At 67.3% G+C, this 16,108-nt stretch carries 16 protein-coding genes; 7 read left to right on the top strand and 9 right to left on the bottom strand.

Features of this window, described 5'->3' with window-relative positions; translation table 11 throughout:
- Nucleotides 1–127: 127 nt before the first annotated feature.
- From CLD20_RS15005 to CLD20_RS15020, 4 genes are read left to right on the top strand one after another with little or no spacing between them, the layout of a single operon-like run.
- The gene (locus CLD20_RS15005) at nucleotides 128–559 is read left to right on the top strand and encodes a hypothetical protein (protein ID WP_224407471.1); all 432 of its coding nucleotides are present in this window, start codon (nucleotides 128–130) and stop codon (nucleotides 557–559) included.
- Between the two features lie 5 nt (nucleotides 560–564).
- A complete protein-coding gene (locus CLD20_RS15010) occupies nucleotides 565–1,248 on the top strand; it encodes an ABC transporter ATP-binding protein (RefSeq protein WP_224407472.1) in 684 nt (227 codons plus the stop codon).
- Nucleotides 1,241–2,566 carry an FtsX-like permease family protein gene (locus CLD20_RS15015; protein ID WP_224407473.1) on the top strand — a complete coding sequence of 442 codons (1,326 nt, stop codon included), beginning with the start codon at nucleotides 1,241–1,243 and terminating at the stop codon, nucleotides 2,564–2,566. The genes CLD20_RS15010 and CLD20_RS15015 overlap by 8 nt, the downstream gene beginning before the upstream one ends.
- 25 nt (nucleotides 2,567–2,591) lie before the next feature.
- Entirely contained in the window at nucleotides 2,592–3,116 is a 525-nt protein-coding gene (locus CLD20_RS15020; RefSeq protein WP_224407474.1) for a copper chaperone PCu(A)C, read from the top strand.
- Nucleotides 3,117–3,123: 7 nt separating this feature from the next.
- On the opposite strand, the gene CLD20_RS15025 is transcribed toward CLD20_RS15020, so the two are convergent.
- The 3 genes from CLD20_RS15025 to CLD20_RS15035 all read right to left on the bottom strand — a co-directional run bounded on the left by CLD20_RS15025 (nucleotide 3,124) and on the right by CLD20_RS15035 (nucleotide 6,100).
- Entirely contained in the window at nucleotides 3,124–3,645 is a 522-nt protein-coding gene (locus CLD20_RS15025) for a TlpA disulfide reductase family protein (RefSeq protein ID WP_224407475.1), read from the bottom strand.
- A 78-nt stretch (nucleotides 3,646–3,723) separates the two neighbouring features.
- Nucleotides 3,724–4,374 (bottom strand): hypothetical protein, encoded by a 651-nt coding sequence (locus CLD20_RS15030; protein ID WP_224407476.1) that lies wholly within the window; start codon nucleotides 4,372–4,374, stop codon nucleotides 3,724–3,726.
- Nucleotides 4,375–4,693: 319 nt separating this feature from the next.
- Nucleotides 4,694–6,100 carry a PLP-dependent aminotransferase family protein gene (locus CLD20_RS15035; protein WP_224407477.1) on the bottom strand — a complete coding sequence of 469 codons (1,407 nt, stop codon included), beginning with the start codon at nucleotides 6,098–6,100 and terminating at the stop codon, nucleotides 4,694–4,696.
- Between the two features lie 93 nt (nucleotides 6,101–6,193).
- On the opposite strand from CLD20_RS15035, the gene CLD20_RS15040 reads away from it, so the two are divergent.
- The 3 genes from CLD20_RS15040 to CLD20_RS15050 all read left to right on the top strand — a co-directional run bounded on the left by CLD20_RS15040 (nucleotide 6,194) and on the right by CLD20_RS15050 (nucleotide 9,242).
- Nucleotides 6,194–7,126, top strand: a complete 933-nt coding sequence (locus CLD20_RS15040; protein ID WP_224407478.1) for a DMT family transporter — start codon at nucleotides 6,194–6,196, stop codon at nucleotides 7,124–7,126.
- 106 nt (nucleotides 7,127–7,232) lie between these two features.
- A complete protein-coding gene (locus tag CLD20_RS15045; RefSeq protein WP_224407479.1) occupies nucleotides 7,233–8,189 on the top strand; it encodes a DMT family transporter in 957 nt (318 codons plus the stop codon).
- Between the two features lie 81 nt (nucleotides 8,190–8,270).
- Nucleotides 8,271–9,242 (top strand): DMT family transporter, encoded by a 972-nt coding sequence (locus CLD20_RS15050; protein ID WP_224407480.1) that lies wholly within the window; start codon nucleotides 8,271–8,273, stop codon nucleotides 9,240–9,242.
- Here the strand turns inward: CLD20_RS15050 and CLD20_RS15055 are convergent.
- From CLD20_RS15055 to CLD20_RS15080, 6 genes are all read right to left on the bottom strand, one after another.
- Nucleotides 9,220–10,008 carry a hypothetical protein gene (locus CLD20_RS15055; protein ID WP_224407481.1) on the bottom strand — a complete coding sequence of 263 codons (789 nt, stop codon included), beginning with the start codon at nucleotides 10,006–10,008 and terminating at the stop codon, nucleotides 9,220–9,222. The two genes, CLD20_RS15050 and CLD20_RS15055, sit on opposite strands and share 23 nt — an antisense overlap.
- Before the next feature lie 129 nt (nucleotides 10,009–10,137).
- Nucleotides 10,138–11,670, bottom strand: a complete 1,533-nt coding sequence (locus tag CLD20_RS15060) for an acyl-CoA carboxylase subunit beta (RefSeq protein WP_224407482.1) — start codon at nucleotides 11,668–11,670, stop codon at nucleotides 10,138–10,140.
- A 115-nt stretch (nucleotides 11,671–11,785) separates the two neighbouring features.
- A complete protein-coding gene (locus CLD20_RS15065) occupies nucleotides 11,786–12,544 on the bottom strand; it encodes an ATP12 family chaperone protein (RefSeq protein ID WP_224407483.1) in 759 nt (252 codons plus the stop codon).
- A 95-nt stretch (nucleotides 12,545–12,639) separates the two neighbouring features.
- Nucleotides 12,640–13,626 (bottom strand): RluA family pseudouridine synthase, encoded by a 987-nt coding sequence (locus CLD20_RS15070; protein ID WP_224407484.1) that lies wholly within the window; start codon nucleotides 13,624–13,626, stop codon nucleotides 12,640–12,642.
- A gap of 4 nt (nucleotides 13,627–13,630) precedes the next feature.
- On the bottom strand, nucleotides 13,631–14,011 hold the full coding sequence (gene crcB / locus CLD20_RS15075; RefSeq protein WP_224407485.1) for a fluoride efflux transporter CrcB: 381 nt from the start codon (nucleotides 14,009–14,011) through the stop codon (nucleotides 13,631–13,633).
- Between the two features lie 141 nt (nucleotides 14,012–14,152).
- Complete coding sequence (locus CLD20_RS15080; protein ID WP_224407486.1) at nucleotides 14,153–15,793, bottom strand: BCCT family transporter; 1,641 nt, start codon at nucleotides 15,791–15,793, stop codon at nucleotides 14,153–14,155.
- Nucleotides 15,794–16,108: the final 315 nt, after the last annotated feature.

A 16,108-nucleotide genomic window follows, 5' to 3' on the forward strand; every position in this document is an offset into this window, starting at 1 on the left:
GACAAGGGAGAGGCTCCGGCGCCGCCGGAGCCTCTTTCCGCAAGGCGCGAGGATTGTCGCAGGCCGTCGGCTCTGACGGCCTGCCACGATCGGCGCCCAGGTTGCCCGCATTGGAAAGGGAAAAGCCATGAACAGGCGGAGCTTTCTCGTTGCGCTCGGAGCGTTGGCCGGCTTCGGCCCATCCCTCCCCGCCGTCGCGGCCGGCGAGCCGCTGCGCATGCGCGACCTCTACAACAAGGACCTCTCCTTCTCCGATCTCGCCCACGAGCTCGAAGGCCAGCGCATCACGATCAAGGGCTTCATGGCTCCGCCCCTGAAGGCCGAATCGCGCTTCTTCGTCCTCACCAAGCGGCCGATGGCCGTCTGCCCCTTCTGCGAGAGCGAGGCGGACTGGCCGGACGACATCATCGCCGTCTACACCCGGCGCATCATCGACGTGGAGCCCTACAACGTGGCGCTCCTTTCGAGCGGCATCCTGAAGCTCGGCTCGTTCAAGGACGAGGATACCGGCTTCGTCAGCCAGGTTCGCATCGTCGAATCCCACTACGAGCGCGCCTGAGCCCGATGGACCTCGCCCTTGCCGTCTCCGGGCTCTCCGTCAGGGGCGACGACGGGCGCGCCATCCTGACCGTCGAGAGCCTGAAGGTCGCTCCGGGCACGGCGGTGGCGATCCGCGGCCCCTCGGGCGCGGGAAAATCGACGCTGCTCTTCGCGCTCGCCGGCCTCGTGCCCGTCGCCGCCGGCTCCATCCGCTGGGGTGGGCACGAGATCTCCGCCATGAGCGAAGACGGGCGCGCCGCCTTCCGCCGCCGCTTCGTCGGCATGGTCTTCCAGGATTTCCTGCTCTTTGAGGAACTTTCGGCGCTCGCCAATGCGAGCCTTGCCGGGGCCTATTCCGGCGCCCGACGCGGGTCGATCCGGGAAGGCGCCGCGGCAATGCTCCAGCGTCTCGGTCTTCCCAGCGATGACGGACGCACGGTCGCGACCTTCTCCGGCGGCGAGCGCCAGCGCGTCGCCGTCGCGCGCGCCCTTGCCGCCGACCCCGCCATCATCCTTGCCGACGAGCCGACGGCCAGCCTCGACCGGGCGGCGGCCGACGCCCTCATCGACGATCTCGTCCGCCTTGCCCGCGAGAGCGGCAAGACGCTTCTGATCGCAAGCCACGACCTTGCGGTGCACGCGCGCATGGACCGGCTCGTCGAGGTGATCGACGGGCGCTTTTGCGGGGACGTCGCCCAACATGCCTGAGGCGCTTTCCGATTTCTGGTACGCGCTTTCGCCGACGGCGCAGGACGCGCTCCTCTTCGCCCTCCTCCTCGCCCCGGCGATCCTGCTCGGCCTCGTCGTCGTCGCCGGCTACCGCCCCTTCGCGCTGGTGCGGGCCATGCTCTGGCGCTTCCGCTGGACAAGCCTCCTCTTCATCCTCCTCATCGCCGTATCGGTCGGCATCGGCGTCGGCCTGATCGCGCAGGAGCGTGGTCTGCGGCAGGGCACCGCCCGCGCCGCCGACAAGTTCGACCTCATCGTCACCGCGCCCGGCAGCGAGGTGACGATGATGCTGGCCGCCGTCTACCTGCAGCCCTCCGACGTGCCGCTTCTTTCCGGCAGGGTTTTCAACGACATCGCCGGCAGCGAGAACGTTTCTCTCGCCGCCCCGATCGCCTTCGGCGACAGCTTCGAGGGCGCGCCCGTGATCGGTACGACCGCCGGCTTCGTCACTCATCTCTCCTCGGGCGCGCTCGCCGAGGGCCGCATGTTCGCCGAACACGAGGAAGCCGTGGCAGGCGCCCGCGTGCCGCTGGCGATCGGCGAGACCTTCACCCCGGCGCATGGGGTGGGACCATCCGCCGAGGAAGACGGCCATCAGGGGCATGTCTACAGGATCGTCGGGCGCATGCCGGCCTCCGGCACCCCCTGGGACCGGGCGATCCTCGTTCCGGTCGAATCGGTCTGGGAAGTGCACGGCCTTGCGAGCGGCCACGCCCCCGGCAGCGAGGCGCGGCTCGGTCCACCTTTCGATGCCGACTATTTCCCCGGTACGCCGGCGATCCTCGTTCATGCCGACCAGCTCTGGGCAAACTACGCGCTCCGCTCCCAATTCACCACCGCCGAGACGATGGCCTTTTTCCCGGGCGCGGTGCTGGCCAGCCTGCATGCGCTTCTCGGCGATGTGCGTCAGGTGATGTCGGTGATGGCCGTCGTCACGCAGGTGCTGGTGACGGCGGGCGTCCTGACCGGCCTCATCATCCTGATGCGCCTCTTTGCCCGGCGGCTGGCGCTGTTGCGCGCTCTCGGCGCGCCGCGCCGCTTCGTCTTCGCCGTCGTCTGGTCCTACGCCGCCTTCCTCATCGGCGCCGGCGCCCTCCTCGGCATCGCCGTCGGCTTCGCCGCGAGCGCGATCATCTCGCGCATCGTCACCGCCCGTACCGACATCCTCATCCGCGCCAGCCTCTCCTGGCCGGAATTCCAGCTGGTGGCGGGTTTCGTCAGCCTCACCGTTCTCCTCGCCCTCGTGCCCGCCTTCCTGACCCTGGCGCGCCCGGTGGTGAAGGACCTTCGCGGATAGAAAGCCCATCCGGGGGACACCGAAAATGCTGAAAGCCGCCCTTTTCGCCCTTCTCGCCGGCGCCGCCACGCTCGCCCTCCCCGCTCCTCCTGTCGTTGCCGACGAGCATGCGCCGGCGCAGGAAGAACCTGGCGACCACAGCCACCACGAGGCCGAGCTCGACGGCGTGCACGCCGTGCATGCCTGGACCCGCGCCACCGATGCCGACACCGCGCTCGTCTTCGTCGACATCGAAAACGGCTCGGACCGCGACGTCGTCCTGGAGGGCGGGGAAAGCGACATCGCCGAAAAGGTCGAGATCGTCGGTTTCGTGCTGAAGGACGGCGCGCCCGCCTGGGAGCCCCTGCCGCAAATGCCGCTGAAGGCGGGGCGGGAACTGAAGCTCGCGCCGAACGGCCTCGCCCTGCGCTTCACCGGCGTGAAGGAGGCGCTCCACGAGGGCGACGAGTTCGAGATGGAGTTCCATTTCGACGTCGGCCATCTCGCCATGCACGTTCAGGTGGAGGCGGCAAACGCCATGCACCACAGCCATGCCGGCCACAAGCACTGAGGAGGGCTCAATCGCCGAGATTGAGCAGCGCGAGAATCTCCTTGCGAAATGCACCGCCATCCCAGTCGGCCGGCCCGGCGATGCGCTTTGCCACATGCCCGTCACCGGCAAGGACGATCGTCGCCGGATAGCCGAGGATGCGGAAGGCGCTTCCGGGATTCCCGCCTCTCACCTGCCAGGCGGTGAGGTGCGTGATGCCGAGCCCCTCCCTGAGGAAGGCCGCGACGCGGTCGTGATCCGCGCGGTCGACCGATATGACGAGGAGGCGCTCCTCCCCGCCCATCCTTGCAAGTTCCTGCGAGAACCGCTCCACCGCCGGCAGCTCGGTGCGGCAGGGGGCGCACCATGTCGCCCAGAAATGCAGGATGACGGGCCCTTCCGGCATCGTCTCGGCCAGCGACAAGGGCTCGCCCTCCCCCGCCGCGACGAGGAGCGAGGACGTGTCGGGGGCCGCCTCCTGCGCTGCGGCCACGCCTGCGACGAGCGTCAGCGCGAGCGTTACCGTTCGCAAGGATCGAAGGAATTTCATGCCGCCACCATCCGGCAAGGATGGGGCGAAGCTATTGCAGATATTTGACGGGCGGGCGAGGCACGCGAAGGCCCTCGCCTATGCGGCTACGGAAGCGCCGGGAGAATCGCTTTCGCGGCAGGCGCCGGGCACCTCGCGCGGATCGACCTTCGACATCATGATCGCCGATTCCATGACGATAAGCGCCCCGACATCGGGCGGCAGCAGCGGCGAGACGAGTGCGATCAGCTGCTGGGCCGCCGTGCCGAGCACGATCGACCAGCGCTTCGGTTCGATCTCGTTACGCTCCAGGACCGACTGCACGGCCCACCAGTGGCTGCGCAGCGCGTCGAGCGGGAACTCCCGGAGCCTTCGCTTGCGCGCCATCGAGGGAATGCCGAACTCCTCGCCGCCGGCGGTGGCGGCGATCTCCCGGAAGAGCGGGCGCAGATCCGGAATGTCGAGGCCCGCCTCGCAGGCCGGCGCGGCGACGAAGCGCCATAGCGAGAGCGTGCCCTTCTCTTCGGAGGCAAGCAGCAGATTGAGCGCCTCGCCGAAATAGTAGCGGCGGCCGTCCTTGCCGGTGAGGACCGCGAGCGCCCTCTCCACCGGGATGCCGGCCGGCTCCAGAACCCCCCGGCGAACCACGATCTGGGTGGAAAAGCCCGCGAGAGCGCCAATGGCGTTGAGCAGCGTTTCGGCATGAATGCCGTGCTCGTCGCGGTAATCGGCAAGAAGATAGCTGAGCACCTCATCCTTCGCAGGATTGGCCTCGAAAGCGCCGTCGCAAGGTCCACGGCCAGCACGTCCGAAAGACATTGCTGGCACCGGGCCATGAGCTTCAGCCTCCAAGTCGCTCATCTGGCTCCAGAACATACCCGCACCCCCAACATGCAACCTGGAGGCGAGAATGTCCGCTTTCGTCTAAGCTTTACTTAATGACGAAGCTTCAAAGCGAGATATCCCCGAATATCCCGGAAAACTTGTCAGACGAAACGGCGCAAGAACAAGAAAACAAAAGAAAAACCAGATCCATACCGAAATGGCGGATCGCAGCGGACAAAAGGTCTCAAACGATGAACGCCGCTTCGTCGGCCGGCTCCTCGAAGAGGCCCGCGATCCGTTGGAGACCCGTCGCAACCCGTTCGCGACTCAACTCCCGCCCGAGGCACAGGCGCACGGCGGGGGGAGCCTTGTCGGGCCAGACCGCGAAGGATTGGCTGCCGCGGATCTTAACGCCCCGGCTGCGCGCCATCGCCTCGAAGCCGGCCGGCGACCAGCGCTTCGGCAGGGTGAGCCAGAGATGAAAGCCGGAGGGAGCGGCCACAAAGGCGTGGCCGGCGAGTATCTCGCGGGCGATCGCCTGGCGCGCCTCGGCCTCCTGCCTCTGCTCCTCATTGAGCCTCTCGGCCGTGCCGTCCTCGATCCAGCGGGTCGCGATCTCCGCCATCAGCGGCGCAGGCATCCAGGTGGAGAGCGCCACCGCGGCCCGGAGCGCCGCCTCAAAGCGCAGCGGCGTGGAGAGGTAACCGACGCGCAGTCCCGGCGAGAGGCTCTTCGATGTGCTCGCGACATAGATCGTGCGCTCCGGCGCAAGGCTAGCCAGCGGCGCCGGCCTTTCTCTCGGCAGGAACCCGAAGACATCGTCTTCCAGGATCGCAAGGTCGTGCGCGGCGGCAAGGCGCGCCACCTCCTCAAGGCGGGCCTCACCCATCGTCGCCGCCGTCGGGGTCTGGAGGACGGGCATCACATAAAGAAGCTTCGCGCCGCTGGCGCGGCATTGCGCGTCGAGCGATGCCGGCCGGATGCCCTGCGCATCCATGCGCAGGGGGAGCACTTCCAGGCCGAGATGGCGGGCCATGGCAAGCACCGGCGCATAGGTCAGCTCTTCCACCAGAATCGTCTGTCCCGGCTTCGTCAGGGCGAGAAGCGCGGCGAAGATGCCATGTTGCGAGCCGCTCGAAAGCACCACCGCCCGTCCGGCCGCAGACAGGCCGAGCGTTTCGATCCAGGCGGCCCCGGCATCCTCGTGCCCGGCGCTGGTGCGGCCGGGCCTCTGATCGAGCAGGACGCCAAGCCCGCGCTCGCGCGCCAGATCCGACAACGTGCGCGCGAGCGCCTTCTCGGCGCTGCCCGGAAGCGGCAGGTTCCAGGAAAGGTCGATCTCGCCGCCGCCGGCGCCGCTTTCTGAAACCTCTCCCAGTTCGGCGGCCGGGCCATCCTTCAACCTGAGCGCGTGCCGGACGAAAGTCCCGCGCCCGACCTCGCCCTCGACGAAGCCGCGCCGGATCGCCTCCGAATAGGCGCGCGTGACGGTGGAGAGAGAGATGCCGAGCCGGTGGGCGATCTCCCGCTGCGGCGGCAGACGCTCGCCCGCCCTGAGCTCGCCGGAGGCGACGGCGCTGCCGATCGCCTCGACAAGATCGAGATAGGCGGGGCCGGGCCGGCCGGCGAGATCGGGGCACCAGATTGTCATGCAGACAATATTCTCATTGCATTGGATTTGTCGTCAATAATATCAGTGCAATCCAGTCGCCGCCGGGGGGTGCGGAGGCGCGGGAGACGACCGATGGCAGCGTCACGGCAAACGGGCATCATCTTTGCCTTCCTCTGTCTCGGCATCCTCGGAGCGATGCCGATCCTCGCCAATCAGCGGCCGGAATCCTCCGATGATCTCGGCTTCGCGATCTGGCTCACATTCTGGCAGATTCTCGCCGGCCTGCCGCTCTTCCTGATCGAGCTGCGCCGTGGCAAACGGGCTTCGAGCGCGCTTTGGCGGCTCCCGTTTCGCGCTTTCCTGATCGCTCTTCTCACCGGCGCGATGTTCGGCATTGCGACGTACATGTACGTGGTCGCGGCGAGAAAGGCCGGCGCGGTCAGCATGGCGATCGCGCTGCAGGCCTATCCCATCTTCGCCATCGTCATGGAGGCCGTCTTCCAGGGCAAGCGCAAGACTGCGACGGAGATCGCCTTCACCCTCGTTCTGCTCGCGGCGCTCTTCTACCTGACGACGGAAGGCACCTTCCGCATCGCCGAGATCTCCTGGTGGTCGGCCTTCGCGCTCGGCATCCCCCTCCTGTGGGCGAGCGCCCACATGCTGCTGCGCGGGGTCCTGACCACGCTGCCGGTGACGCCGAACCAGGTGACGGTCTCGCGCCTTATCCTGTCCGGCATCTGCCTCCTTCTGCTGCAGGCGGCCTTCGGCGAGCCAGGCGCCCTCGGCGAGGCGCTCGTCGATCTCAAGGTCCAGCGCGCGGCCATCGTTCTCGGCCTCGCCTATTACCTGGAATTGCTCCTCTGGTTCCACGCCATGCGCCACATCGACGTGTCGGTGGCGAGCTCCGTTACGGTGCCCGCCCCCGCCGTCACGATGCTCATCACCGTCCTCATCCTCGGCGGGCGTGTCGAGATCTGGCAGATCGCAGCGATGACGGTGATCGTCCTTGCCATGTACGGGCTTCTCCTCGCAGGCCGAAGCCGACCCGCCATTGGAGCACAGTGATAAGGGCCCGAAAGAGCGGCTGCGCCCCGCTTTACTGCGCAACATGAGCTGACGCGGGGCGGGCTTTCACTCTGGCGACACCGCTGCCGATATGCCATGCACGGCCATGAAGACGAGCATCGCCAGCCGCCTGGAAAACACCCCCGCGGAGACCGTCCGCGGCATCGCCATCTTCGTGACGGGGTCGGCGATCATTCCGTCGATGGATGCCGTCTGCAAGCTGCTCATCGTCGAGCATGGCCTGTCGCCGGCGGAGGTTTCCCTCATCCGCCTCGCCCTACAGGGCGTGCTGATCCTGCCGCTGCTGCTGCGCTTTGAGGGCCCGCAGGCCCTGCGCACCCGCCATCTCGGGCTCAACCTCATCCGCGGAGCGCTCCTCGGCATCGCCGGACTCGCCTTTTTCGGGGCCCTGCGCCTGATGCCGCTGGCCGACGCCACCGCCGTCTTCCTCGTCGAGCCGATGATCGTGACGCTCCTTTCCGCGATCTTCCTGAAGGAGACGATCGGCTGGCGGCGCATCACCGCCGTCCTCGTCGGCTTCGCCGGCGCGCTCATCATCATCCGGCCGAGCTACGCCCTCTTCGGCGCCGCCGCGCTGCTGCCCGCCGCCGCCGCGCTCCTGATCGCCGTCTATTTCATCCTGAGCCGCTACGTCTCGCGCAGCACGACGGCTTTCGCCATGCAGGTCTATGCGGCGGTCGGCGGCGTTTCCGTGCTCGCCCTGACGATGATGGTGGGAGACCGGCTCGGCATCGCCGATCTCGCCTTCACCATGCCTGGGGGAACGCTCGTCTGGGTCTTGCTGATCGCCTCTGGCGCCATCGGCACCTTCTGCCACCTGCTCTTCAACCGCGCCTATCAGCTGGCGCCGGCCTCGGTATTGGCGCCTTTCGGCTACATGGAGATCGTCTCCGCGCTCATCCTGGGCCTCGTCGTCTTCGGCGACTTCCCCGACGCGCTCAAATGGCTCGGAATGACGATCGTCGTCGGCTCAGGGCTCTTCATCTATGTTCGCGAGAAACAGCTCGCGCGGGTAACGCCGAAGCCGCCCGCGATGCACTGAGGCCGCTTCGCGCGCGGACGCTGAAGCTGCCACCCCGGGACAACAGGTGGCGGCGCCATCAGGTCTGTGTCATGGACGGCCATGGCCAGCACCTTCCAGAACCGCATCGAGAACACGCCCACAGAGACCCTTCAGGGGATCGGTATTGTGGTGGCGGCCTGCGCGGTGATTCCGGGCCTTGATGCGATCGGCAAGATTCTCGTCACCGAGCATGGCCTTTCCGTGGGCGAAGTCAGTCTCTATCGCTTCGTCCTCCAGGTCGCGCTCACCCTGCCCCTCGGCTTTGCCTTCGAGGGCGCGATGGTGCTGCGCAGCCCACACACCGGCCTCAACCTTCTGCGCGGCGTCTGCCTCGGCGTCACCGGGCTGTGCCTGCTCGGCGGCCTGCGCTTCATGCCGCTCGGCGACACCATCGCCATCTTCCTGATCAATCCGATGATCCTGACGCTGTTCTCGGCCCTCTTCCTGAAGGAGCAGGTCGGGTGGCGGCGCGTGGCCGCCGTGATGGTCGGCTTCGCCGGCGCCCTCGTCATCATCCGGCCGAGTTATGCCGTCTTCGGACCGGCGGCGCTCCTGCCGGCCTTCGCGGCGGCCTTCATCGCGATCTATCTGATCCTGAGCCGGCAGGCCTCGCGCGGCGCCACGCCGATGGCCATGCAATTCTGGGCGGGACTTGGCGCCTCGATCGTCATCCTGGGGGCGATGGGGCTCGGCCATCCCCTGTCCGTCGCCGAGCTAAGCTTTCACATCCCCGAAAGTGCCGTCGCGATCGCGCTCATCCTGACCACGGGCGTCTTCGGCACGGCCGCGCATCTTCTCTTCGTCGCGGCCTACAAGCGCGCGCCGGCCTCCGTGCTGGCCCCGTTCGGCTATGTGGAGATTGTCTCGGCCGTGCTTCTCGGCTTCATCTTGTTCGGCGAACTGCCGGACGCGCCGAAATGGTTCGGCATGGCCGTCATCGTCGGCTCGGGGATCTACATCTTCTGGCGCGAGCAGCGCACCGCGCGCGTAACGCCCCGCACAGATGTCCCTAAGCCGCCTGCGATGCACTGAAGCCGGTCGCACCCGGCACCTGCGAGGGGTCGACCTTCGACATCATCACGGCCGATTCCATGACGACCGAGGCGGCGGTGTCGGGCGCGAGCGCACTCCGCGTCTGCTCGATCAGCGTCCTTGCGGCGAGGGCGACCTCGATCGACCAGCGCGTCGGCGCCGTGCCGGCCCGTTCCAGGATCGCCCGCGTTTCGCTCCATCGCGCCTTGAGCGCATCGAGCGGCAGCTCCCGCAGCCGTCCCTCCCGCGCCATGCTCGGCTCTCCGAAGGCGCCCGTGCCAACCGTTCCCGAGATCCTCTCGAGCAAATCCCCCGGCTCGGGCAGCGTCATCCCCGCCTCGCGCGCCGGACCGGAGACGACCCGCCAGACGGAAAGTTCGCCTTCCTCGCCGCAGGCCAGGACCGTCTCCAGCGGCGTGCCGGAATAGTAGCTGCGCCCGTCGGCGCCGATGGCGATGGTGAAAAGCTTTTCGGACGGCATGCCCGCGGAGGCCGCAAAAGAGCGCACCACCATCTGGGCGGCGAAGCCGGCGAGCGCGCCGGCGCAACTCAGCGCCGTCTCCAGGTGCACGCCGCGCTCGTCGCGGCAGGCGGAAAGGAGATAGCGCAGGATCTCCGCATGCGCCTCCTCTTGCGGCGCGTCGGCGACGGCCCGCGGCACCGGCGGCGGCCCGCGGCGGCGTGCGAGATCGAGCAGCTTCGGCGCCACAAGGCGCGCGGGCGGAAATTCCGCCTCCACCGTCTGGCTCTTGCGCTTCCAGAACATCATGCCCTCCCGACAGTTCGCGGTGGCATGATGAAGACGAGACGCTAAACTTTACTGAATCCGTTCCGGCGAAGAAGGCAAGCCCGTCTGTCCCGGTCTGGCACGGCAGCAGACCTCAAGACCCGCGGATCAAAGCGGGATGTTGTCGTGCTTCTTCCACGGATTGGCGAGCTCCTTGCCGCGCAGCAGCCGGAAGGCGCGCGCCACGCGCTTGCGCGTGGAACGGGGCATGATGACGTCGTCGACATAGCCGCGCTCGGCCGCCACGAAGGGATTGAGGAAATGGTCCTCATAGGCGGCGGCATGCTCGGCGATCTTTTCCGGATCGCCGATATCCTTGCGGAAGATGATCTCCACCGCGCCCTTGGCGCCCATGACGGCGATCTGCGCCGTCGGCCAGGCATAGTTGATGTCGCCCCTCAGATGCTTGGAGGCCATGACGTCGTAGGCGCCGCCGAAGGCTTTTCGGGTGATGACCGTCACCTTCGGCACCGTCGCCTCCGCATAGGCGAAGAGGAGCTTGGCGCCATGCTTGATGAGGCCGCCATATTCCTGCGCCGTGCCCGGCAGGAAGCCCGGCACGTCGACGAAGGTGAGGATCGGGATGGAGAAGCAGTCGCAGAAGCGCACGAAACGCGCCGCCTTGCGCGAGGCGTCGCTGTCGAGGACTCCCGCCAGCACCATCGGCTGGTTGGCGACCACGCCGACCGTGCGCCCCTCGATGCGGCCGAAGCCGGTGACCATGTTCTTGGCGTGGTCTGGCTGGATCTCGAAGAAGGCCGCCTCGTCCACGGTCTTCAGGATCGCCTCGCGGATATCGTAGGGCTTCGTCGCCGAATCCGGCACCAGCGTGTCGAGCGAGACGTCCTGCCGGTCGGCGGGGTCGTAGGCCTCGATCTCCGGCAGCGGCGCCTTGTTGTTGAGCGGCAGGTAGTCGAACAGCCGGCGCATCTCCAGGAGCGTGTCGACATCGTTGTCGAAGGCGCCGTCGGCCACCGACGACTTCACCGAATGCACCGAGGCGCCGCCGAGCTCTTCCGGCGTCACGGTCTCGTTGGTGACGGTCTTCACCACGTCGGGGCCGGTCACGAACATGTAGGAGGTGCCGCGCACCATGAAGATGAAGTCGGTCATCGCCGGCGAATAGACGTCGCCGCCCGCGCAGGGGCCCATGATGACGGAGATCTGCGGGATGACGCCGGAGGCAAGCACGTTGCGCTGAAAAATCTCGGCATAGCCGCCGAGAGCCGCGACGCCCTCCTGGATGCGCGCGCCGCCGGCATCGAACAGGCCGATGATCGGCGTGCCGTTGCGGAGCGCCATGTCCTGCACCTTGCAGATCTTCTCCGCATGGGCTTCCGACAGCGAGCCGCCGAAGACGGTGAAATCCTTGGCGAAGATGTAGACGGGGCGGCCGTTGATCGTGCCCCAGCCGGTGACGACGCCGTCGCCGGAAATCTTCTGCTTTTCCATGCCGAAGGCGGAGGAGCGGTGCTCGACGAACATGTCGAATTCCTCGAAGGAATCCTCGTCGAGCAGGACGGTGATGCGCTCGCGCGCGCTCAGCTTGCCCTTTTCGTGCTGGGCCGCGACGCGCTTCTCGCCGCCGCCGGCCTTGGCGGCCGCCCGCCTTCTCTCAAGCTCCACCAAGACGTCGCGCATCGCGTGCCCCGTTTCCTCCGCAATTGGAAACTGCCTAGCATGGCTTCCAAGAGGTTTGAAACGCCCTTGTCCGGCATCGGCCGGCCTGCGGCCATCCGCGCGCGATGCGCGCGGCCTAGGCGCCCTGCAGCACAAAGACGGAGGCCGAAAACTCCCTCTGGCGTGCCTCCCGGCGGCGCCGTGCCTCAAAGTCCTCGCCCCATCTTGAGATGTTGAAGTCCTCGTCGACATGCGCGGCCGCCCAGGCGGCGTCTCCATCGAGGGCGCCTTCGGCGAGCGCCAGGGCGATGAGCGCCGAGCCCGTCAGCGTCGTCGCGGTATGGAGAGCGGCAAGCTTCAGCGGCTCGTCGACGATGTCGAGCTCGGCCGCGATGGCGGCCAGCGCCGGCTCCGGCTGATCCACCGGCATCACGCCCTCCACCAACGCAAAGCGCGCGCCGAAGCGCCCCTCCGCCCAGACGAGTACCGGGTCCCATGCGGCGCGCTGGCGGGCGACCAGCTCCTCCGGCTCGCCGGCGCGGTAGAAGATGAGGTCGGTGCCGGCATATTCGCCGATCTGGGCGCGCACTGCCTCCATCGCATCGGCGACCCCGTCGATGGCGACATTGGCGAGCCGCGTGAAGGGCATCGTCGCCGGGTCGATATGCTCGCCCTGCGCGTTCCATTCGGCGGCGAGCCGCGCGCCCTGCTCGGGACGCGGCACGGCAAGAGCGCGCCTGGCCGGCGTGCGGGCGGAGCGCCCGTCGAGCCGGAGCTCGAATCCCGATTCCGCCTCAACGGCTTCCGCCGACTTGTAGAATCTCTTTGGCAGGACGGGCTGGGTCAGCCGCTGCGCCTTCAGGATCGGATTGTCCGTGTCCGCAGTTTCGGGCAAAAGCCCCTCCTTGTGTCGTTCCGTGCCCGCCGAGGGGCTTTCGGGTCCAGATAGGCGCCGGCAGTGGCGAGGAAAAGAGGCGAAGGCGCGGGCGGTCAGAGACGCTCGGCAGCCGCCTCGCCGCTCGCTTCCTCGAAACCGAGCACCGCCCAGCTCTGCGCCATGTGCGGCGGCAGCGGCGCGGTGACGTCGATCGTGCCGCCCGAGGGATGCGGCAGGATGATCCGCCTGGCGAGCAGGTGCAGCCGGTTCTGGATGCCGCCCGGCAGCTCCCAGTTCTCCACGTCGAAGTATTTCGGATCGCCGATGATCGGATGGCCGATATGGGCGGCATGGGCGCGCAGCTGGTGCGTGCGCCCGGTCACGGGGCGCATGACGACCCAGGAGAGCCCGCTGCCCGCCTGATCCGCGAGCGCATAATGCGTGAGCGCGTGGTCGGCGCCCTTGTCGCCATGCCGGGCAACGAGCATGCGCTCCGCCTCCTCCCCCTCGCCTCTCGCCAGAAAGGTCGAGATCTTGCCGGAAGAGGGCTTCGGCACGCCCTTCAGCACCGCCCAGTAATATTTGCGGCTGTCGCGGTCCTTGAAGGCCTTTCCGAGGAAGGCGGCGGCGCTTCGCGTGCGGGCCACGACGAGGACGCCCGAGGTCTCGCGGTCGAGCCGGTGCACGAGGCGCGGCTTGCGTCCCTTGCGGTCGCGAAACGCCTCCAGCATTCCGTCGACATGCCGGTTGAGGCCCGAGCCCCCCTGCACGGCGAGGCCGGCCGGCTTGTTGAAGACGTAGACGTCGCTGTCCTCGTAAAGAAGCGCGTCGTTGAGAACATCCGCATCGCGCTTGTCGCGGATGGTGGCGATCGTCTGCGGGCGCGCATCCCCGGTGGCGAGCGGGGGAACGCGCACCTCCTGCCCGATGGCGAGGCGCGTACTGGTCTTCACCCGCGCTCCGTCCACCCGCACCTGCCCGGAGCGCAGGAGCTTCTGCAGATGGCCGAAGCCGAGCCCCGGATAATGCAGCTTGAACCAGCGATCGACGCGCATGCCGGCTTCCTCGCCGTCGACCTTGCGTGTTGCGACTGTGCCCATCGGATCAGCCGAAGCTGCGGCCGAGCGCGAGCCCGGCAACGAGTGCTGCGATGGAAACCGCCACGGACAGGACGGCGTAGAGGATGGCCTTCTCCACCAGCCCGCGCTCCCACAACAGGACGACGTCCAGCGAGAAGGCGGAGAAGGTGGTGAAGCCGCCGAGCACGCCGGTCGCCAGGAACAGGCGCAGATTGCCGCCGCCATGCGTCGCCCGCAGCGCCAGCCAGGCGATCAGCAGCCCCATCATGAAGGAGCCGAGCACGTTGACGATGAGCGTGCCGTGCGGAAAGCCGGAGCCGAAAAGCTTCAGCGCTCCGCCGGAGACGAGATGCCGTCCGGCCGCGCCGATGGCTCCGCCCGCCGCCACGAGAAGAAGATGTGTCATGGGATGTGCGCTTAGAGCGTTTTCGCGGCGAGATGAAGCCCGCTTCGCCGCCGCGGCATCGGTATCACCGACGTGCCATGCCGCCGGCGGCTCGGCACGAAGGAAAAAGGGCGCGGCCTTCGCCGCGCCCTTGTCTCGTTTCTAGGCGGTCGCGGAGGCTTCCTGCGCCGCCGCCTCGGCCTCGTCGAGGGCCTTCTTCTCGCCCCTCAGCCCCTGATAGGTGCAGTAGACCATCAGCACGAGGATGATGGCGAAGGGAAAACCCGTCGCGACGGCCGCCGATTGCAGCGCCGTCAGCCCGCCGCCGAGCAGGAGCGCGATGGCGACGAGACCTTCGAAGCTCGCCCAGAAGACGCGCTGGGCGACGGGAGCGTCCATCTTGCCGCCGGCCGTGATCGTGTCGATGACGAGCGAACCTGAATCCGACGACGTGACGAAGAAGACGATCACCAGGACGATGCCGATGAAGGAGGCGATGGAAGCCAGCGGCAGCTGCTCCAGCACCACGAAGAGCTTCAGCGGCAGGTCGGCCTCGACGGCACCCTGAAAGCCGCTCTGCAGCTGCGAGATCGCCGTGCCGCCGAAGGCCGTCATCCACAGGACGCTGACGACGGTCGGCACGATCAGCACGCTGATCATGAACTCGCGCACCGTGCGGCCGTAGGAGACGCGGGCGATGAACATGCCCACGAACGGCGACCAGGAAATCCACCAGGCCCAGTAGAAGGTCGTCCAGCCCGTGCGGAAGCCGTCATCCTCGCGGCCGATGAAGTTCGACAGTGGAACGATCTTCTCCGCATAGGCGAGCATGTTGGTGAAGAAGCCGGTCAGGATCGCCAGCGTCGGGCCGACGATGATGACGAAGACGAGCAGCAGGAAGGCGAGGACCATGTTGATCTCGCTGATCCGCCGCACGCCCGCGTCGAGGCCCGCCACGACCGAGGTCAGCGCGCAGCCGGTGATTGCCACGATGAGGCCGACCTTCCACGGATCGGTATCGGGGATGCCGAAGATATGGTTGAGGCCCGCCAGCGCCTGCTCCGCCCCGAAACCGAGCGAGGTGGCAAGGCCGAAGAGGGTCGCGAAGACGGCGAGCGTGTCGATGACGTGGCCGAGCCAGCCCCAGACCGCCTCGCCGAAGATCGGATAGAAGGCCGAGCGGACGGTGAGCGGCAGGCCCTTGTTGAAGGAAAAGAGCGCCAGAGCCAGCCCGACCACGGCATAGATCGCCCAGGGATGCAGCCCCCAATGGAAGATCGTGGCGGCCATCGCCAGACTGCGTGCGGCCTCCGGATCGTTGGCGGCGCCCATCAGCGGCGCATCGCCGGAGGTTGCGGCATCGGCGGCGACGGAGGCGCTATAATGCGTCAGAGGCTCCGACACGCCGTAGAACATGAGGCCGATGCCCATGCCGGCGGCGAACAGCATGGCGAACCAGCCCGCATAGTTGAACTCCGGCTTGGCATCCGGCCCGCCGAGGCGAACCTTCCCGAGCGGCGAAAAGATCAGGAACACGGCGAAGATGACGAAGATGTTGCCGACGATCAGGAACAGCCAGTCCAGATTGGAGGTGAGGAAGGGCCTCAGCCAGGTGAAGAAGCTTTCTGCCTGCGCCTGAAACAGAAGGCTGAGCGCGACGAACACGACGATCACGCCGCCGGAGACGAGAAAAACCGGGTTATGAATATCCAGGCCCCACTTCTGGATATTGTCCTGCCCGACCTCGTAATCGGTCTGTATATCTTCTGTTGCGTCGACTGCGTCGACCGTTGGCTCGCTCATATGGCTCCCCGTTGCCTGTTGGACGAATAGCGCGCGCCACGTCGATGACGTGGCGATCCGTCGCATCTATTGGTGAATGTCCGTCGAACTAGCAGTCCCAACGCCAAGGTCAAGGAAGGGTTGCCAGGATTCCGCCACTCTGCCCGTCGCCCGGGCGGACCCGCAAACCGGAAAGGCGGCATCGCCGAAAGGCCGGCGTTCCGGCCCTCAGGAGGAGTCCGATAGCCGCCTCAGGAGGTTAGATCGACTTGTGGGAACCCTCGGGAGCCGCCTCGGGCAGGCTGGAAAATCGCCGCAAACTCGACAGACTCACGG

It is taken from the genome of Afifella sp. IM 167 (assembly GCF_020144925.1).
Taxonomy (GTDB): Bacteria; Pseudomonadota; Alphaproteobacteria; order Rhizobiales; family Afifellaceae; genus Afifella.

Bases quoted from the DNA above. Each gene is read 5' to 3' on its own strand.
- CLD20_RS15005 (WP_224407471.1), top strand. From the start codon at position 128: ATGAACAGGCGGAGCTTTCTCGTTGCGCTCGGAGCGTTGGCCGGCTTC.
- CLD20_RS15010 (WP_224407472.1), top strand. From the start codon at position 565: ATGGACCTCGCCCTTGCCGTCTCCGGGCTCTCCGTCAGGGGCGACGAC.
- CLD20_RS15015 (WP_224407473.1), top strand. From the start codon at position 1,241: ATGCCTGAGGCGCTTTCCGATTTCTGGTACGCGCTTTCGCCGACGGCG.
- CLD20_RS15020 (WP_224407474.1), top strand. From the start codon at position 2,592: ATGCTGAAAGCCGCCCTTTTCGCCCTTCTCGCCGGCGCCGCCACGCTC.
- CLD20_RS15025 (WP_224407475.1), bottom strand. From the start codon at position 3,645: ATGAAATTCCTTCGATCCTTGCGAACGGTAACGCTCGCGCTGACGCTC.
- CLD20_RS15035 (WP_224407477.1), bottom strand. From the start codon at position 6,100: ATGACAATCTGGTGCCCCGATCTCGCCGGCCGGCCCGGCCCCGCCTAT.
- CLD20_RS15040 (WP_224407478.1), top strand. From the start codon at position 6,194: ATGGCAGCGTCACGGCAAACGGGCATCATCTTTGCCTTCCTCTGTCTC.
- CLD20_RS15045 (WP_224407479.1), top strand. From the start codon at position 7,233: ATGAAGACGAGCATCGCCAGCCGCCTGGAAAACACCCCCGCGGAGACC.
- CLD20_RS15050 (WP_224407480.1), top strand. From the start codon at position 8,271: ATGGCCAGCACCTTCCAGAACCGCATCGAGAACACGCCCACAGAGACC.
- CLD20_RS15055 (WP_224407481.1), bottom strand. From the start codon at position 10,008: ATGTTCTGGAAGCGCAAGAGCCAGACGGTGGAGGCGGAATTTCCGCCC.
- CLD20_RS15060 (WP_224407482.1), bottom strand. From the start codon at position 11,670: ATGCGCGACGTCTTGGTGGAGCTTGAGAGAAGGCGGGCGGCCGCCAAG.
- CLD20_RS15070 (WP_224407484.1), bottom strand. From the start codon at position 13,626: ATGGGCACAGTCGCAACACGCAAGGTCGACGGCGAGGAAGCCGGCATG.
- crcB (WP_224407485.1), bottom strand. From the start codon at position 14,011: ATGACACATCTTCTTCTCGTGGCGGCGGGCGGAGCCATCGGCGCGGCC.
- CLD20_RS15080 (WP_224407486.1), bottom strand. From the start codon at position 15,793: ATGAGCGAGCCAACGGTCGACGCAGTCGACGCAACAGAAGATATACAG.